At 32.5% G+C, this 17,928-nt stretch carries 21 protein-coding genes; 16 read left to right on the top strand and 5 right to left on the bottom strand.

The annotated features are described in order from the left end of the window. Positions 1 to 800: 800 nt before the first annotated feature. Entirely contained in the window at positions 801 to 2,348 is a 1,548-nt protein-coding gene (locus AAC024_RS00005) for a ribonuclease E/G (protein ID WP_339893031.1), read from the bottom strand. Between the two features lie 533 nt (positions 2,349 to 2,881). Continuing rightward, entirely contained in the window at positions 2,882 to 3,172 is a 291-nt protein-coding gene (locus AAC024_RS00010) for an HU family DNA-binding protein (RefSeq protein ID WP_055442767.1), read from the bottom strand. 140 nt (positions 3,173 to 3,312) lie between these two features. Here AAC024_RS00010 and mutY point away from each other — a divergent pair, with 140 nt between their 5' ends. From mutY to gldD, 4 genes are all read left to right on the top strand, one after another. Continuing rightward, positions 3,313 to 4,356 (top strand): A/G-specific adenine glycosylase, encoded by a 1,044-nt coding sequence (mutY, locus tag AAC024_RS00015; RefSeq protein ID WP_339893033.1) that lies wholly within the window; start codon positions 3,313 to 3,315, stop codon positions 4,354 to 4,356. Positions 4,357 to 4,445: 89 nt separating this feature from the next. After that, the gene (gene ssb, locus AAC024_RS00020; RefSeq protein ID WP_339893035.1) at positions 4,446 to 4,892 is read left to right on the top strand and encodes a single-stranded DNA-binding protein; all 447 of its coding nucleotides are present in this window, start codon (positions 4,446 to 4,448) and stop codon (positions 4,890 to 4,892) included. 53 nt (positions 4,893 to 4,945) lie between these two features. Further along, a complete protein-coding gene (locus AAC024_RS00025; RefSeq protein WP_339893036.1) occupies positions 4,946 to 6,250 on the top strand; it encodes a gliding motility-associated protein GldE in 1,305 nt (434 codons plus the stop codon). 41 nt (positions 6,251 to 6,291) lie between these two features. Further along, positions 6,292 to 6,891 (top strand): gliding motility lipoprotein GldD, encoded by a 600-nt coding sequence (gene gldD / locus AAC024_RS00030; protein WP_339893037.1) that lies wholly within the window; start codon positions 6,292 to 6,294, stop codon positions 6,889 to 6,891. A gap of 167 nt (positions 6,892 to 7,058) precedes the next feature. Here the strand turns inward: gldD and AAC024_RS00035 are convergent, their stop codons facing one another. Then, positions 7,059 to 7,445: a heavy metal-associated domain-containing protein gene (locus tag AAC024_RS00035; RefSeq protein ID WP_339893038.1), complete on the bottom strand. Its 387-nt coding sequence runs from the start codon at positions 7,443 to 7,445 to the stop codon at positions 7,059 to 7,061. A gap of 94 nt (positions 7,446 to 7,539) precedes the next feature. On the opposite strand from AAC024_RS00035, the gene AAC024_RS00040 reads away from it, so the two are divergent. The 4 genes from AAC024_RS00040 (at position 7,540) to rpmA (ending at position 10,076) form a co-directional block, all read left to right on the top strand. Beyond that, the gene (locus tag AAC024_RS00040; protein WP_339893039.1) at positions 7,540 to 8,427 is read left to right on the top strand and encodes an EamA family transporter; all 888 of its coding nucleotides are present in this window, start codon (positions 7,540 to 7,542) and stop codon (positions 8,425 to 8,427) included. A 100-nt stretch (positions 8,428 to 8,527) separates the two neighbouring features. Beyond that, on the top strand, positions 8,528 to 8,977 hold the full coding sequence (locus AAC024_RS00045; RefSeq protein ID WP_339893040.1) for a DUF4199 domain-containing protein: 450 nt from the start codon (positions 8,528 to 8,530) through the stop codon (positions 8,975 to 8,977). A gap of 81 nt (positions 8,978 to 9,058) precedes the next feature. Continuing rightward, positions 9,059 to 9,775, top strand: coding sequence for a 50S ribosomal protein L21 (gene rplU / locus AAC024_RS00050; protein ID WP_339893041.1), 717 nt, complete (start codon positions 9,059 to 9,061; stop codon positions 9,773 to 9,775). Between the two features lie 40 nt (positions 9,776 to 9,815). Further along, positions 9,816 to 10,076: a 50S ribosomal protein L27 gene (rpmA, locus tag AAC024_RS00055; protein WP_271756919.1), complete on the top strand. Its 261-nt coding sequence runs from the start codon at positions 9,816 to 9,818 to the stop codon at positions 10,074 to 10,076. Positions 10,077 to 10,129: 53 nt separating this feature from the next. Here the strand turns inward: rpmA and AAC024_RS00060 are convergent, their stop codons facing one another. Beyond that, positions 10,130 to 10,603 carry a DUF1569 domain-containing protein gene (locus AAC024_RS00060; protein WP_339893042.1) on the bottom strand — a complete coding sequence of 158 codons (474 nt, stop codon included), beginning with the start codon at positions 10,601 to 10,603 and terminating at the stop codon, positions 10,130 to 10,132. 97 nt (positions 10,604 to 10,700) lie between these two features. Between AAC024_RS00060 and AAC024_RS00065 the strand changes: the two genes are divergently transcribed. Then, entirely contained in the window at positions 10,701 to 10,970 is a 270-nt protein-coding gene (locus AAC024_RS00065; protein WP_339893044.1) for a hypothetical protein, read from the top strand. Positions 10,971 to 11,151: 181 nt separating this feature from the next. Here the strand turns inward: AAC024_RS00065 and ahcY are convergent, their stop codons facing one another. Continuing rightward, positions 11,152 to 12,468 carry an adenosylhomocysteinase gene (gene ahcY / locus AAC024_RS00070; protein ID WP_339893045.1) on the bottom strand — a complete coding sequence of 439 codons (1,317 nt, stop codon included), beginning with the start codon at positions 12,466 to 12,468 and terminating at the stop codon, positions 11,152 to 11,154. 131 nt (positions 12,469 to 12,599) lie between these two features. Between ahcY and AAC024_RS00075 the strand changes: the two genes are divergently transcribed. The 7 genes from AAC024_RS00075 (at position 12,600) to arfB (ending at position 17,687) form a co-directional block, all read left to right on the top strand. Next, entirely contained in the window at positions 12,600 to 13,226 is a 627-nt protein-coding gene (locus AAC024_RS00075) for a 4'-phosphopantetheinyl transferase superfamily protein (protein ID WP_339893046.1), read from the top strand. A gap of 68 nt (positions 13,227 to 13,294) precedes the next feature. Beyond that, a complete protein-coding gene (locus AAC024_RS00080) occupies positions 13,295 to 14,011 on the top strand; it encodes a geranylgeranylglyceryl/heptaprenylglyceryl phosphate synthase (RefSeq protein ID WP_339893247.1) in 717 nt (238 codons plus the stop codon). Positions 14,012 to 14,160: 149 nt separating this feature from the next. Beyond that, the gene (locus AAC024_RS00085) at positions 14,161 to 14,421 is read left to right on the top strand and encodes a hypothetical protein (RefSeq protein ID WP_339893047.1); all 261 of its coding nucleotides are present in this window, start codon (positions 14,161 to 14,163) and stop codon (positions 14,419 to 14,421) included. Then, positions 14,405 to 15,037 (top strand): nicotinamide riboside transporter PnuC, encoded by a 633-nt coding sequence (pnuC, locus tag AAC024_RS00090; protein WP_339893048.1) that lies wholly within the window; start codon positions 14,405 to 14,407, stop codon positions 15,035 to 15,037. The genes AAC024_RS00085 and pnuC overlap by 17 nt, the downstream gene beginning before the upstream one ends. After that, the gene (locus AAC024_RS00095; RefSeq protein ID WP_339893050.1) at positions 14,998 to 15,567 is read left to right on the top strand and encodes an ATP-binding protein; all 570 of its coding nucleotides are present in this window, start codon (positions 14,998 to 15,000) and stop codon (positions 15,565 to 15,567) included. The genes pnuC and AAC024_RS00095 overlap by 40 nt, the downstream gene beginning before the upstream one ends. Next, on the top strand, positions 15,567 to 17,126 hold the full coding sequence (locus AAC024_RS00100) for a DUF4301 family protein (RefSeq protein ID WP_339893051.1): 1,560 nt from the start codon (positions 15,567 to 15,569) through the stop codon (positions 17,124 to 17,126). Before AAC024_RS00095 ends, AAC024_RS00100 begins: the two co-directional genes overlap by 1 nt. Positions 17,127 to 17,279: 153 nt before the next feature. Next, entirely contained in the window at positions 17,280 to 17,687 is a 408-nt protein-coding gene (gene arfB / locus AAC024_RS00105; RefSeq protein ID WP_339893052.1) for an alternative ribosome rescue aminoacyl-tRNA hydrolase ArfB, read from the top strand. The last annotated feature ends 241 nt before the right edge of the window (positions 17,688 to 17,928 follow it).

Below are 17,928 nucleotides of genomic sequence, written 5' to 3' on the forward strand. Positions count from 1 at the left end.
ACTTTTTTATCCAAAAATAATATTATTCCCCAACTTTTACGTGTGACCCAAAATAAGGCCTCTTTTAGAAGAAGGAATTTCAAATAAACTTCTAATAGGTAGTGAGGATTCGCATAAAAGATGGTCACAATCAATTAAACTTATCAATGGATATGAAGTACTTTTAAAGAAAGATTCTATTGAGAATAGATTAAAAGAAGCTGCAGATATATTTTTTAATGATGATTTTAATTCTTTAGAGGTATATATTTTAGGAGTAGAAAAAGATCTTAAATTAAATTCAATTCAAACAGCTTTTGAATAAAGTCTAAAAAGTATTCATGCGTTAGGGATTGAACGGGATGTTTGAGCTCGCCGACGTAGGAGGAAGCGAGTAGTGAAAGCCCGACCCTTGCGGTAACGCCCAACTTCTCGATACAATTCCGATAAGAAAAATCGAAATCCCCCGCTACCGCTAAGCTCCTGCTTAGTGGCGGTAACAGTGGTAAAAAAAATATCCTTCAGTAATTGGTAATTTGTAGTGGAGGACTAAATTCCGCAATAGTGATTGCAGCGGCATCCTTTTTAAAAAACAAAAGTGTTATAAATTTTGTTTAGAGATAAAAATTGGCAGATAGCCACATCTTTTGTCCTCACTATGACGTTTTAAAAAGATATAGCGGAAAGCGCGGTGCTTTAGCAATTGCCCAAAAAATTATTAAAAGCGTTGATATTAGAATAAGATTGCCACAACCTAAAGGTTTCGCAATGATGTATAAAAACAAAAAACCCGCTAACTTTAAAAGTAGCGGGTTTTTTAATTATTTAATTTGATTACCATCTTTGTCAAAAAAATGATATTCTAGGTATGTGTAAGCATCTCTTGGTAAAACTTTAACCCATTTTTTGTGCTCTAAAAACCATTTAGAACGTACAGATGGAATACCTTTTGTTAAAAAGGCAGCTATAAAAGGATGTGTGTTTAAAGTCAGCTTTTTATAGTCTTTTTTAATTAGTTTTTCAAGATCGTGATTTATTTTTTGAAGCAACCCTATAGGTGCTTCAACCTCAGCGCCATTAATAATACCGTCTGGATTTTCCTCGCGGGTTTTAATGTTCATTTCTGGGCGAACACGTTGTCTTGTAATTTGTATCAATCCAAATTTACTTGGAGGCAATATTTTATGTTTTGCTCTATCATCTTTCATTTCATCACGAAGATGGTTGAACAATTTTTGCCTGTTTTCAGCACTGGTCATGTCAATAAAATCTACTACAATGATACCGCCCATATCACGCAAGCGTAATTGACGAGCCATTTCTGTAGCAGCTATTAAATTTACTTCTAATGCTGTATCCTCTTGATTGTTTGCTTTGTTTGATCTGTTTCCGCTGTTTACATCTATAACATGTAGTGCTTCGGTGTGTTCAATTATCAAATAGGCACCTTTAGCCATAGAAACGGTTTTTCCAAACGAGGTTTTAATTTGTCTTTCAATTCCAAATTTTTCAAAAATTGGAACTTTTGACTGATACAATTTAACTATTGATTCTTTGTTAGGTGCAATTTCTTGCACGTAATCTTTAATTTGATAGTAGAGCTCTTCATCATCAACAGTAATTCCTGTAAAGGAATCATTGAATATGTCTCGTAAAATTGACGAGGCTTTATTCATTTCTCCTAATACTTTACTGGGGTGATGTGCTCTGTGTAGCTTTTTACACATTGCCGTCCAACGACTAAGCAAATTTTGTAAATCTTTATCTAGTTCAGCTACTTTTTTGCCTTGTGCTACAGTACGAATAATAACGCCAAAACCTTGGGGAGTAATACTCTTTACCAAGCGTTTTAGTCGGTCTTTTTCTTCGCGGTCTTCTATTTTTTGAGAAACAGAAATTCTGCTAGAAAAAGGCACTAAAACAATATATCTGCCTGCAATAGAAAGCTCTGAGCTTATTCTAGGGCCTTTTGTCGATATAGGTTCTTTTACGATTTGTACTAATAGCGATTGATTTGATTTTAAGGCATCTGCAATTTTGCCGCCTTTATCAATATCTTTTTCAAATGGAAAATTTTTTAAAGAAAAATCTTTTAGTTTACCTGTGCTTACACGTTTTGTGAATTTTAAAAGAGAAGGTAATTTAGGCCCTAAATCATGATAATGCAAAAAGGCATCTTTCTCATAACCTACATTAACAAATGCAGCATTTAGTCCAGGAACGGCTTTTCTGATTTTGGCTATAAACACATCACCAACAGCAAAGTCGTTACTATCTTCATCTTTCTGTAATTCAATAAGTTTTCCATCTTTTAATAAGGCAAAATCAACATTGTCGGAACTAGATCTAATGATCAATTCTTTATCCATTCAGTTAATTTTTATCCATACGCTCTAGTTAAGAGTTAAAAGTAAAAGTTAAGAATTGAAATTTTATAGAATAACAACCAATAACTAATAACCACTAACTAACAACCAAATTATACAGATGGATTATACATTATTTTTTAATCTGATAATTAATATTATTTTTTAATCGTCAGATTGAATGCCTTAATTAATCTAAATAGTTTAAGACTAACTTTTTTCTAAGGCATTTCACAGGATTTTAAATCCGTGGAGTTCATAAAACACCAAAGGCGTTAAAAAATTAATGAACTCATTTCAATGAACTTTTTAATAAATCCCCGAAGGGGATTTAGGGGGTTTTAAAACCAAAAAAAGTAGCTAATCTAACTACTTTTTTGATTTATTTTTTCTTTTTGTGACGGTTAGCGCGTCTACGTTTTTTACGTTTGTGCGTCGCTACCTTATGTCTTTTACGTTTTTTACCACTTGGCATAAATAGTGTATTTTTAAATTAATAATTCGTTTAATACTGAAACAAGTTCAGCACGCGTGCTTTATTTAACGTCTACATTTGTTTTAACGCCTTCTACAAAAACTTTTGCAGGCTTAAATGCAGGGATATTATGAGCAGGTATTTTAATGGTTGTGTTTTTAGAAATGTTTCTACCTGTTTTTTCAGCTCTAGTTTTAATTATAAAGCTTCCAAAACCTCTTAGGTAAACATTATCACCACCTTCTAAAGAAGTTTTTACTTCTTCCATAAATGTTTCAACAGTTGCTTGAACATCTCCTTTTTCAATTCCTAATTTCTCAGAAATTTTTGCTACTAAATCAGCCTTCGTCATTTTAATATATTATTTTTTGTGTTATTCTAAATTCTAAAAGGGATGCAAATATAGGAATTTAATATTCAATATTTCAAACCTAATTCACTAAAATTTAATATTATAAACGTTTATTTTTGTTTGCTCTATTAATTGAATTCATGATATTTTCAAAAACCTTAACGTATTGGTATTCAAACAATAAGCGAAATTTGCCTTGGCGAGAAACTAAAACCCCATATTACATTTGGTTATCGGAAATCATTTTGCAGCAAACCCAAGTAAAACAGGGGTTGCCATATTATGAAGCTTTTGTTAGCAAATACCCAACAGTTTTTCATTTGGCAAAAGCTGATGAAAGCGATGTTTTAAAACTTTGGCAAGGCCTTGGCTATTATTCTCGCGCTAGAAATTTACATGCATCTGCTAAGTACGTCGCCATTGAGTTGAAAGGAAAATTTCCAGATAATTATAAGAATTTACTAAAACTAAAAGGTGTTGGCGATTATACGGCAAGTGCCATAGCTTCTATTTGTTTTAATGAGCCCGCTGCTGTAGTAGATGGGAATGTATATCGCGTACTGTCCAGATATTTTGGAATTGATACACCTATAAATTCTTCAAAAGGAGCGAAAGAATTTAAAGCTTTAGCGCAAGAGTTAATTGATGAAAAACATCCTGCAGAATTTAATCAAGCTATTATGGAGTTTGGTGCTACGCAATGCAAGCCCAAAAACCCGTATTGTCATATTTGTATTTTTAATGATGGGTGTATCGCTTTTAATACCAATAGAATAGCTGAATTACCAGTAAAAATTAAATCCGCGAAAGCGAAAAAAAAGCATTTCAATTTTTTAGTGTTTATTTCTGAAGATGACAAAACAATTCTAGAAAAAAGAGAAGGCAAGGGGATCTGGCAAAATTTATATCAGTTTCCTTTAATTGAAACTGAAAAGAATATTGATGTTAAAAGTTTTAAAAAGCAGATTGAAAATGAGGATTTATTGAGAGATGTGTCTTTTGAATTGTCCTTGTATAATAAGGAAGCTATTGTACACAAATTATCGCATCAACATTTATATACTAAATTTTGGATTCTGAATGTAGATAAGTTGTCTGTTGAAGGGGTTTCAATAAGTAACATTCAAAATTATGCAGTGCCAATTTTACTAGGAAATTTTATTGAATCATTTAATTTTCAATAGAATAGTCTAAGTAATCATATTTTTTTATTAATTTTAAAAAAATGTGAAGCAAATGAGTAGTTTTGCACTCTATATAAAAAACATAAATTATGTCTGGAACTTTAAATAAAGTAATGCTTATTGGTAATTTAGGTGATGAAGTAAAAATGCATTATTTTGAAGGTGGCGGTTGTGTTGGTCGTTTTCCAATTGCTACTAGCGAAACCTATACAAGCAAGCAAACTAACGAGCGCATTACAAATACTGAATGGCACAATATTATAGTAAGAAATAAAGGAGCGGAAATTTGTGAAAAATATTTAAGTAAAGGCGATAAGGTGTATGTTGAAGGTAGGATAAAGACCAGAAAATGGCAAGATGATAAGGGTAATGATAGATATTCTACCGAAATTCAATGTACCGATTTCACATTTCTTTCAACTAAAAAAGAAAGCGCAAATAATGCTTCAAATACTCCAGCTACAGAGAAACCTACTGAAAGCCAGCAACCAACAAGTCAGCCCATAGAAGATGAAAAAGATGATCTTCCATTTTAATAATATTCTCGATAACTTATCGAGAACTCTATGTTTAACTAAACCATTAGTAATTGGATCCTGACCCCGCGAGTTGTATACTTTTAATTATGGCAATTGACGTTTCAGTTGTTTTTAGTTTTGCATTATTGTTTTTACTTCTATTGTGTTCCGCGCTTATCTCTGGTGCCGAAGTGGCACTGTTTTCTTTGAATAGAGGTGATGTAGAACCAGGTTTAGAGCAAAAATCAAAGCGTATTGAAATTATTGCTAAACTTTTAGAACGCCCCAAAAAACTATTAGCTACTATATTAGTAGCCAATAATTTTATAAACATAGCCATTGTTATTTTGTTTGCCTTTTTAGGAGATCTTATTTTTGAAAGCGTTGCAAATCCACAGATTAAGTTTATTGTTGAGGTTGTAGTAGTTGCTTTTTTAATTTTGCTTTTTGGTGAAATTTTACCAAAAATTTATGCCAGCAGAAATAACTTAAAGTTTGCCACTTTTATGGCTTACCCACTTAAGGTTTTAGATGTAGTTTTGTCGCCTATTAGTTTGCCCATGCGCAGTGTAACTATAGGGATTCACAATAAATTAGGAAAGCAAAAATCTAATTTGAGTGTGGACCAATTGTCTCAAGCTTTACAGCTTACCAGTAAAGAAGATACCACTAAAGAGGAGCACAAAATTTTACAAGGTATCGTGTCTTTTGGTAATACAGACACAAAACAGGTTATGCGTCCGCGTATTGATATTTTCGCATTGAAAATAGAACAGAAATATCTTGAAATTATGCCAGAAATTATTGAAAATGGTTATTCAAGAATTCCTGTATATCGAGATAATATGGATACCATTGAGGGGATTTTATATGTAAAAGATTTGTTGCCTTATATAGATAGAAAAAAATTTGATTGGACAAGCTTATTGCGCGAGCCTTTCTTTGTTCCAGAGAATAAAAAATTAGACGATTTAATGGCAGAATTTCAAGAAAAGAAAGTGCATTTAGCCGTTGTTGTTGACGAATATGGAGGAACTTCTGGTTTAATTTCTTTAGAAGATATAATTGAAGAAATTGTTGGAGATATTAGTGATGAGTTTGACGATGAGGATTTAATGTATTCTAAATTAGATGATAATAATTATGTATTTGAAGGCAAAACAGCTTTAAAAGATTTTTATAAAATTATAAAGATTGAAGATGATGTTGTTTTTGAAGACAATAAAGGTGAAGCAGAAACTGTTGCAGGTTTTGTGTTAGAAATATCTGGTAGTTTCCCGAAACTGAATAGTAAAATAAATTTTGAAAATTACGTTTTTACTATTGAGGCTATGGATAAAAAAAGGATTAAGCTTGTTAAATTCACCATATTATAAATTACTGAAAACTACCACTGAAAACTGAAAACTTCATGATTTTGAAAACGAATTATACTTACTTACTTAAAAGTATTCTATTATCTTATGTGTTCGTGCTACTATCATGTGGTGAAGATTATGTGCCAAAACCAAAAGCAGAATTAAGGTTGGAATACCCAAGAGCAAATTATGTTGATATAAATTTAGAATTGCCATTTACGTTCGATAAAAATTTACTAGCTACAAAAGTGGTTTCAAAACAATTAAAATCAGTTACTCAAAGCTATGGCGTTAATTTAGAGTATCCAACGTTAAAAGGCACTATTTTTTTAACGTATAAGGCTATAGAAAAAGACAAAAAAATTTTAATAGATTTTTTAAGAGATGCTCAAAAATTTACTTTAGAACACACAAAAAAAGCGGATGAAATCCCTGCTTATCCGTTTGAAGATAATGAAAGAAAGGTTTATGGAATGCTATCTGAAGTAAAAGGAAATGTAGCATCACCAGCACAGTTTTATGTAACGGATAGTGTGAATCATTTCTTAACAGGTTCTTTGTACTTCTACGCTAAACCAAATTACGATTCTATTTTACCTGCTGCTGATTATTTGCAAAAGGATATTAAGCGTATAATGGAAACGGTTACTTGGAAATAAACAAAAAAAGACCTGTCAGGTTTTAAAAACCTGACAGGTCTGTATAATGTATAGAATAACTTTCCTTAAGCTTCCTTTTTAGTACAACATGCTTTTTTACAATCTGATTCACAGCTTTTTTTATCTTTTTCTGAACAACAAACCATTTTACAATCAGCAGCACATGCTTATTTTACAGAGAAACCTTCAACCATTTTCATATCGCTTACTTTATAAGTGTCTGATACTTTAGTAACAGCTTCTTCTAATGTTGTTGGTGTTACTTTGGCTTCGTTATATTCAACCATAGCTAGTTTTCTGTCAAAATCTACAGTTGCAGATTTTACGCCATCCATTTTGGAGATTTTCTTTTGAATAGTGGCAGCGCAACCTATTTGGCATGTCATACCATCAATCGTGAATTCCGCTTTAGCGTAAGTGGCATTCGGGTCTAATTCTTTTGCAACTTCAGTTTCAATTTTAACAGTTTTTACTTCTGGACTCTTTTCGTTTTTACAGCTAAATACAAAAGTTACCATTAGTGTAAGTGTTAAAACATGTTTTATAGTTTGCATTAAAATAATCTATAAATGTTTATATCACAAAACTACTAAATAGCGCGGTTTATTGTGTTAAAAAGTTGAATTTTGTGCTTTCAAAATCAAATTAATGAGTGGTATAAGTTCTAAATGGTTATATCTTATTGTTCTGTCGTTAATTTGGGGGAGTTCCTTTATCTTAATTAAAAAAGCACTTTTAGGGTTAACGCCTTATCAGTTAGGCGCTTTAAGGATTGTTATTACGGGACTGTTTTTATTTGCAATGGGCTTTAAAACCATAAAAACAATAAAACCTACAGATTGGAAATGGCTCACTATATCTGGAGTTTTAGGCTCGTTTATTCCTTCTTTTTTCTTCGCAATTGCTGAAACAGAAATAGACAGTGCTGTGGTTTCAGTTTTAAATTCCTTGGTCCCTCTAAATGCTATTTTGCTGGGTTTTGCTGTTTTTAAGATTACTTCAACTAAAAGGCAGCTAATAGGTGTTATTATTGGGTTTGTTGGAACATCGTTACTCATTTTAAAAGGCGCAGATTTAAACCCTAATCAAAATTATTGGTATGCTATATTCGTAATCTTGTCCACGTTAATGTATGGCACTAATGTAAATATTATAAAGAAGTATTTGCAACACATAAAACCGTTAACTATAGCTACAGGCAACTTTGTGGGTATTTTTATTCCAGCCGTTATCGTGTTGCTTTTTTCAGATTTCTTTTCAGAAGAAACATTTAGTCAGTCTAACTTTAAAATGGCCATGGTTTACATTACTATTTTATCTTTTTTTGGTACGGCTTTGGCTAAAATATTATTTAATAAGTTGGTGCAAATGTCTACACCAGTGTTTGCGTCATCGGTAACGTATTTAATGCCAATAGTGGCTTTAATGTGGGGATTTTTTGATGGTGAAACCTTTAGTTGGCTACAAGCTATTGCCAGTGTAATTATTTTATTAGGAGTGTATTTGTCTCATAAAAATCAATCATATAAGAAGTAAATGTATTCAAAATCAGTCCTTTAAAATAAAGTTTCCCATTGATAAATTATTTTTATTCAGGAATTTTCACGAAATTTAAGAGAATTAATTCCAATAAAAGATGAAAAATTTATCACTCCCCATTCGTTTTGGTTTAGTAACTAGTGCAGTGTTAATAGCTTATTTCTTAGTATTATCATTAGTAGATAAACATACAAATCCTGCATTTAGTTTTGTAAACGCTATCATTACGGGTATTGGAATTTATGAAGCGATTCGCTTAAGCAAACTTGAGAATCTAGATAATTTCTCTTATGGAGAAGGGTTTAAAACTGGAATTATTACGGGTTTTGTTGCCACTATAATTTTTACCATTTTCTTTTTGTTTTATGCAACGGAAGTTAATAGCGCCTTTTTATCAGAGTTGCTTCAAAAAATAAAAGGTGGTTTTAATGCAGATATTGGTATGGTAACTTTTGTGGTTGCTGTTATGGGGCTAGCTACAACAGTAGTTTCTTCACTTACGGTTATGCAACTTTTTAAAAAGACTAGAAATATCCCTCAAAATTGATAATAACGCTTGTAGATTAATTAATTAGCATTATATTTGCACTCATTTTTGAACAAAATTAATTAATAAAAACGTTACGCTATGTACGCAATTGTAGAGATAGCAGGGCATCAATTTAAAGTTGAAAAAGACCAAAGAGTTTTTGTTAACCGTTTACAAACTGAAGAAGGTAAGAAAGTTTCTTTCGATAATGTACTTCTTTTAGGTGATGGTGACAAAGTAACTGTAGGCGCCCCGGCTATAGATGGAGCACAAGTTAGTGCAAAAGTCTTAAAGCACCTTAAAGGTGATAAAGTAATAGTTTTCAAGAAGAAAAGACGTAAAGGTTACCGTGTAAAAAACGGACACAGACAATCTTTAACTGAAATCGTAATTGAAAGCATTGCTACTTCTGGAGCCAGAAAGGCAACCAAAGTTGAAAACGAGGAAGCTAAAAAAGCTGCTCCGAAAAAAGAAGTTAAAAAAGCAGAACCAAAAGTAGAAGCGAAAGCTGCTGCTCCTAAAGCTAAAAAAGCTGCACCTACTAAGGCTGCTGCTAAAAAAGCAACAGGGAAAGCTGACGATTTAAAGAAAATTGAAGGTATTGGTCCAAAAATTGCATCGACTTTAGTAGAGGCAGGAATCGCGACTTATGCAGATTTAGCTAAAGCTAAACCAGCTGCAATATCTGAAATCATCGCAGGTGTTCGTGGAAACCACGTAACTGATACTTGGCCAGCGCAAGCTAAATTAGCTGCTGATGGTAAATGGGATGAGCTTAAAAAATGGCAAGACGAATTAGATGGTGGTAAAGCTTAATTGCAAACCACTAAGTTTAACACTATAAAAACTTAAGACAATGGCTCATAAAAAAGGAGTTGGTAGTTCTAAAAATGGTAGAGAATCAGAATCAAAACGCTTAGGTGTTAAGATTTTTGGTGGACAAGCTGCTATTGCTGGAAACATTATCATAAGACAACGTGGTAATACGCATCACCCAGGTGAAAATGTATACCAAGGAAAAGATCATACATTACATGCATATGTTGATGGTCTTGTAAAATTCACAAAGAAAAAAGATAACAAATCTTATGTTTCTATTGAGCCTTTTGAGGTTTAGGAAATATTTTTCTTAAAATTTAAAAAACCCTTTCTGATTACAGAGAGGGTTTTTTATTTTTTCAAAATATCATTCACAATTTTTAAATGATGCTTAGTATGCATTTCTAAAAAACGAAGGGTTTGTTTTTTTGATAACATTCCAAAAATAAAATGCTTGAAATATGCTTTTTCGGGAAGTGTTTTTAGATTTTCAATATGTGTTCTAGCAGTTTGTAGTTGCGCGTTTAAATCTTCATTTTTAATAATTTCTGGTGGCAAAACATATTTTGGAGCTCTTACTTTTCCTCTAGGGAAATAGCCCAAAGGGAATAAAACAGAACGCCAAAAATTGAATTTTCGCTTGTATTCTTTAGGGTTAGAATTTTCAGTCCACTTGCTAACAGCATTAAATACTTTCAAGGCATGGTCTAATTGCCAACCCACCGTAGATTTTGAAACTTTAAGGTTTTCTTTATCTAGTAAAGGAATAAATGATTCTAACTTAGATAGCTGATTTTTTAAAATTGTTATTCTTTTATTACTCATACATTAATATTTAATTGTAAAAGGTATTAATTAAATCCTTAACTTTAAACTATTGCATTTGCAATTTGTGTATTTTATAACTTGAAATTAATTGATTATGCTGCCGTTTAGATCTGAAATTAGAAATTCCCCAACGCAATCAACCATTAAGATTTTTTTAAGTGATGAATCTTTAGATGGAAGAATTAAAAAACACTTAGAACATTTTAGTGAGATTGAAACCATTGAACTTACAGAAAGTATTAGCCAAAATAGAGCTGGTGAAAATATAACAGTATATTTAAAAGAGGGTGTTGATATCAATAAAATGAAACAATCGATTGAATCTAGTCTTTGGTGGTATTTTGAAGAGGATTTGGTGGATTGATAGAAGTTGTGTCTTCTGCGTTAGGGATTGAACGGTTTGTTTGATCCCGATGATAATCGGGAGAGTAGTGAGCCCGACCCCTTTTCGGGGTATCGCCCAAATAAAAAAATCCCAAACATTACTGCTTGGGATTTAAATTTTAGTTTCAATTTATAAGATTCCCGCCTTCGCGAGAATGAAATTAGTATCTGTAATGCTCTGGTTTATATGGGCCATCTACAGTTACACCAATATAACTTGCTTGATCGTTACGAAGCTCTGTTAACTCCACACCAATTTTAGCTAAGTGTAATTTTGCTACTTTTTCGTCTAGTGCCTTTGGAAGCATATATACATCGTTTCCGTAAGCATCTGCGTTAGTCCAAAGCTCGATTTGCGCTAAAGTTTGATTTGTAAATGAGTTACTCATTACAAAACTTGGGTGGCCTGTTGCGCAACCTAAGTTTACTAAACGCCCTTCGGCAAGTATGATAATATCTTTTCCGTCGATTGTATATTTGTCTACTTGAGGTTTAATCGTGTTTTTTGTATGTCCGTGGTTTTTGTTTAACCAAGCCATATCAATTTCATTATCAAAATGCCCAATGTTACATACAATAGCTTTGTCTTTTAAAGCTTCGAAATGATGACTCTGAACGATATCTTTATTTCCTGTAGTTGTAATTACAATATCTGTATTGCCAATAACAGTTTCTAGTTTTTTAACTTCAAAACCATCCATAGCCGCTTGAAGCGCACAAATAGGATCGATTTCTGTAACGGTTACAATACTTCCAGCACCTTTAAAAGAGGCTGCGGTACCTTTACCAACATCGCCATAACCACAAACGGTTACACGCTTTCCGGCTAACATAAGGTCTGTTGCACGACGAATTGCGTCTACTGCACTTTCTTTACATCCGTATTTGTTATCGAACTTAGATTTTGTAACAGAATCGTTAACATTAATGGCAGGCATTGGTAACGTTCCGTTTTTTACACGCTCGTATAACCTATGAACACCTGTTGTAGTTTCTTCTGATAAACCTTTAATTCCAGCTGCTAATTCTGGGTATTTATCTAACACCATATTAGTTAAATCTCCACCATCATCAAGAATCAGGTTTAGTGGTTTTCTGTCTTCACCAAAGAATAAGGTTTGCTCGATACACCAGTCAAATTCTTCTTCAGTCATGTCTTTCCATGCATATACCGAAGTTCCAGCAGCAGCAATTGCAGCCGCAGCTTGATCTTGTGTTGAGAATATGTTACAAGAACTCCAAGTAACTTCTGCGCCTAGAGCTTGTAAGGTTTCAATTAAAACGGCTGTTTGAATGGTCATGTGTAAACACCCAGCAATTCTTGAACCTTTTAGAGGTTGTTCATTTTTGTATTCTTCACGAAGACTCATAAGTCCTGGCATTTCAGCTTCTGCTAACTCTATTTCTTTTCGTCCCCAATCTGCAAGAGACATGTCTTTTACTTTGCTAGTTTCGTAAGGAATTGTTTTTGTGCTCATAGTATTTTTTCTTTTGTTTAAAAACCTAAAACTTGATTGCGAATGGTGCTTAATTTGGTTAAATTCGCTAACCAAATAATTTAATCGGCCTTAGGCGGTGCAAAGATAACTATTAACTTTTAGAATATTAAATGCCTTTATATAAAACCATTATCCCAAATTCACAAACTACTGTTAAAATCTGGAAGATTACGGAGTCTTATGAAGTTTTAATGGAGAAAGTTAGTTTGAAGCCAGTTGCTTTGGAACGTGTTTTAGGTATGAAAAGTGAATTGCACCAACGTGGGTTTTTGAGTGTTCGCCATTTATTACAAGAATTTGGATATACTGATGCTGATTTATTTTATGATGAAAACGGAAAGCCTCATTTAAAGGATGGTAAACAAATATCCATAACACATTCATTCAATTTTTCGGCAGTTATTGTTAGTAATTCTATAGTTGGTATTGATGTTGAAAAACAGCGCGATAAAATTAGTATAATAGCTCATAAATTTATTGACTATGAATTTGATTATTTGAACGAAGACGCTACTGATTACATAAAAAAGCTCACTGCTATTTGGTGTGTTAAAGAATCACTTTATAAACTTTTTTGCACTCCTGGATTAAGCTTTAAACAGCATTGTTTGGTTATCCCGTTTTCAATAAGCGATAAAGAAACCGTGGCTTGGATTGATTACGAAGAGGAAAAACACCGCTACAATATTAACTTTTTAGAGTTTGAGGGATTCACTTGTGCCTATGCTATAGCTTAATAAGAAAAAAGAGAATAGAGAAGAGAATAAAGAAAATCATTCGTGAATTTGTGGTAAAAAAAGAATATATATATCAAAGCATACTAAAATCAGTTTCTGCGAAAGAAAAATTATTGGCAGTATTAATTGATCCTGATAAATTTTCATTTGAAAATACAAGTAGTTTTATTAAGAAAGTAAATAAATCTATTGCAACGCATATCTTTGTTGGAGGTAGTATTGTTGATGAAAACACAACAGATAGTTTAGTTTCAGAAATAAAAAAGCAAACTAATTTACCAATTGTTTTATTTCCTGGAGATGTTACCCAAATTACCGATAAGGCAAATGCATTGCTGTTTTTATCTTTACTTTCGGGAAGAAACTCGGATTATTTAATTGGAAAACATGTGGAAGCAGTTTATAAATTATCTAAAACGCAACTTGAGGTACTTTCAACAGGTTATATTTTAATTGAAAGCGGCAAAGAAACAGCAGTGGAAAAGGTTACAGATACGAAACCAATGCCCAGAGAACATATTCAGAATATAATTGATACAGCAAAAGCAGGACAGCTGTTAGGAATGAAGCTTATATATTTGGAAGCTGGTAGCGGTGCTAAAGAACCAATTAGTAATAACATAATTGAAGGGGTTAAACAAGAATTAGATACCCCTTTGATAGTAGGAGGCGGCATTAGGAGTAAAATTCAATTGGAAAACGCTTATAATGCTGGAGCAGATTTAGTGGTTATCGGAACTGCTTTTGAAGAAGATGAATTATTTTTTGACGATTTACGAAAGTAAATTGTCATGCTGAACTCGTTTCAGCATCTCATAAAATCCTCATTGTCCTCCAGACATTTCCCCAAAGGGGAAAAATAAAATGAAGATTTGTAATTTGAAAAGAAGTTTAACCCATAACAATTTCTCTCCTTCGGAGAGATTAAGAGAGGATGAAAATATCAGTAGAATTGACTTTAACACCATTGCATGACGATTACGAACCTGCAATTATTAATTTTATCAAAAAACTGAGAGCATCTAATCTAAAAGTGCTTGAAAACCCATTAAGTACTCAGGTTTATGGCGAATATGATGACGTTATGCATCTACTTACTACCGAAATAAAAGAAGCCTTCGAACTTATTGAAAGCGGTTTATTGTTTATGAAAATTGTAAAATCTGATAGACACGATTATGAGCCCCATTTTTGAGTTTTTCTTTGGACAATATTCGCAATACGAAACTATAGATATTGTTCTTGAAATTGTAGCTGTGTTTTTTGGTTTTCTTTCTGTTTGGTTTTCAAAACAGAACAAGGTTTTGGTGTTTCCAACGGGTATGATAAGTACTGTTATTTTTGTGTATTTATTGTTAAAGTGGCAATTGTTAGGAGATATGATGATTAACGCTTATTACTTTATAATGAGTGTTTATGGATGGTACATTTGGACGAGGAAAGTTGACGAGACGCATGTTACACCAATTTCTACTATGTCTTTCAACGAAAAAAAAATAAGTATAGCCATATTTTTAGCAACCTTACTATTTGTTTATTTAGTTTACCAATCATTTGATAAATGGACGAGTTGGGTGGCTTATGTTGATACCATAACTACTGCTATATTTTTTGTTGGCATGTGGTTAATGGCAAGGCGAAAGCTAGAAAATTGGATTTTTTGGATTATTGGAGATATCATTTCTGTTCCCTTGTACTTTTACAAAGGTTTTACATTTACAAGTTTACAGTATTTAGGTTTTACATTTATTGCCATTTTTGGATATATTGCATGGAAGAAAAGTATAAACAACAACCCGCTAACTGCTTAAAAGTAGTTTTGTTCGGACCCGAATCTACTGGAAAAACAACATTGTCGCGTCAATTGGCACGCTATTTTAATTCGGTTTGGGTGCCAGAATATGCACGTGAATATCTCCAAAACAAATGGAATGACGAACGAAAAACCTGCGAACCAAAAGATTTATTACCCATTGCAGAAGGGCAAATGAAACTAGAAAATGACTTGGCACAAAAAACAAATTCTGTTTTAATTTGTGACACCGATTTGTTAGAAACCAAAGTGTATTCTGAAGCTTATTACATAGGGAGTTGCGACCCTTTACTAGAAAAATATGCCATAGAGAATTCATACGATTTGTATTTTTTAACTTATATTGATACACCTTGGGAAGCTGATGATTTGCGTGATAAACCTGAGCATAGAAAAGAAATGTTTGAGGCTTTTCAAAATGCATTAGTAACCTATAAAAGACCTTATGTACTTCTAAAAGGAGATAAAAAAACACGTTTAGAAACAGCGGTAAAGTATATAGACAAACTATTAAACCCCAAAGTATAATGTTTTCGGATAAAGATATTCAACAAATAGAAAGTAAAGGCATAACAACTGATCAAGTAAATGCACAAGTTTCACGATTAAAAGACGGTATGACTTTTTCTAATTTAGTGGCAGCAGCAACTATTGGTAAAGGTATTGAACGTTACGACAAAAATGAAATTCAAGAATTTATAGACTTATATGAAGCTAAACAAAACGAATTATCTATTGTCAAGTTTGTTCCAGCTTCAGGTGCTGCAACACGAATGTTCAAGTTTTTGTTTCAGTTTATTAAAGATTTTAAACCTTCAAAGGGAAGTATAGAAAAATACGCAGAAAGAAAAAATGATGCATTAATTGTAACTTTTATTGAGGAGTTAGAAAGGTTTCCATTTTACAATGAAGTCATATCAAAAGTTAGAAATGCCGATTCAGATTTTGACACATTTTCAGAAGATGAAAGATATTTGCAATTTGTAAAAACAATGCTTGATGCAAGTGGTCTCAATTATAGTTTTCTTCCAAAGGGACTGTTGCCTTTTCATAAATATGATGCGCTGATCAAAACAGCCTTTGAAGAGCATTTGTTTGAATCCACGCTTTATGCGACCTCTAATGGAAAAGCAAACCTTCATTTTACAGTATCTAAAAATCATCAATTATATTTTACAAATGAATTAAGTCGTATAAGAGAAGCGTTAGAAAAGAAAACCAAAACAACATTTAATGTGTCTTTTTCATATCAAAACGAAGCTACTGAAACAGTAGCGCTCACAGCTAAAGATGATGTGTTTAGAAATGATGATGGTTCTGTTTTATTTAGACCTGCTGGACATGGAGCGCTTTTAGAAAATTTAAATGAGTTAAATAACGATTTAATTTTTATAAAAAACATAGATAATATCGTTGTTTCAGATAGAAATATAAGCGTTTCAAATTTCAAGAAATTATTAGCAGGCGTTTTAATCGAAGCACAACAAAAGGTTTTTGATTACCTACATAAATTGGATGCTGGTAATTTGGGTGATACAGATTTTAAAGTGATGGCGTTATTTTTAAGGTACAGACTAAATGTGCCTATTGCTATTGATTTCGCAGATTATGCTGATAAAGAAAAAACAGCTTATTTAAAAAAGGAATTTAACAGGCCTGTTCGTGTTTGTGGAATGGTTAAAAATCAAGGTGAACCTGGTGGCGGTCCGTTTTGGGTTAAGGATGAAGATGGCAAAACATCATTACAAATTGTCGAGTTTGCTCAGATTAATTTTAGTAAAAAAGACCAACAAAGTATTGTTTATAAAGCCACTCATTTTAACCCAACAGATTTAGTTTGTGGTGTTAAAAATTATAAAGGCGAAAAGTTTGATTTAACACAATTTGTCGATCCTGAAGCCGCTTTTATTACTACTAAAACGCAAAACGGTGTGGATATAGAAGCTTTAGAACTTCCTGGATTGTGGAATGGAAGTATGGCGTATTGGAACTCTATTTTTGTTGAAGTGCCTCTTGAAACTTTCAACCCAGTTAAAACGGTAAATGATTTGTTAAAACCTGTTCATCAAGTATCCCATACCAATTAGGTTTTAAAATGAGCTATAAATAATTTGAATTATTTCTTGTTCAGATAAAATAGAAAATTAAAGCATAGCCATAGTTACGGTTTCATTTTATATTGAAATATGGGCGAGATAGAAACGAATTATATAGTTTATTTTAAAACCTAATTGGTGTTTATGTTTGATGAAGAAGACATACTAAAAGAGTTAACTTTTAAAGCTATTAGGAGTTCTGGGAGTGGTGGGCAACATGTTAACAAAGTGTCTTCAAAAGTCGAATTAATGTTTAATTTATCGGAATCACTCATTTTTAAAGATGACCAAAAAGAGCGTCTTCTAGATAAACTTCAGCATAGATTAACAAAAGAAGGTGTCCTTATTTTGCAATGTGGAGAAAGCCGAAGCCAGCATAAAAACAAAGACATTATTATTAAACGCTTTTTAGCGTTGATAAAAGATGCTTTAAAAGTTCCAAAAATACGTAAACCAACAAAAGTTCCGAAGTCTGTTATTAGAAAACGACTAAAAAGTAAGCGAAAACGTTCTGAAAAGAAGGCAAATAGACAAAAGCCAAACCTTGATTAAAAAAATCATAATTCGTAAATCGAAATCCAGAAATCTAACATATCTTTGCAGCGTTCTCATAAAAGGGGTGCTTAAATCAGTTGGCAGTCACAGTATTAAGTTAACAGTTATTCGAGATAATTTTTAACAATCAATATTGTAATTCTAACTTTGAAAAGCTGAGATCATACCCATTGAACCTAGAACAGATAATGCTGTTTAGGAAACGAGCGTTAAGAAAATGTCCAGTGGACATTTTTAG

This window comes from uncultured Algibacter sp. (assembly GCF_963976535.1).
GTDB lineage: Bacteria > Bacteroidota > Bacteroidia > Flavobacteriales > Flavobacteriaceae > Algibacter_B.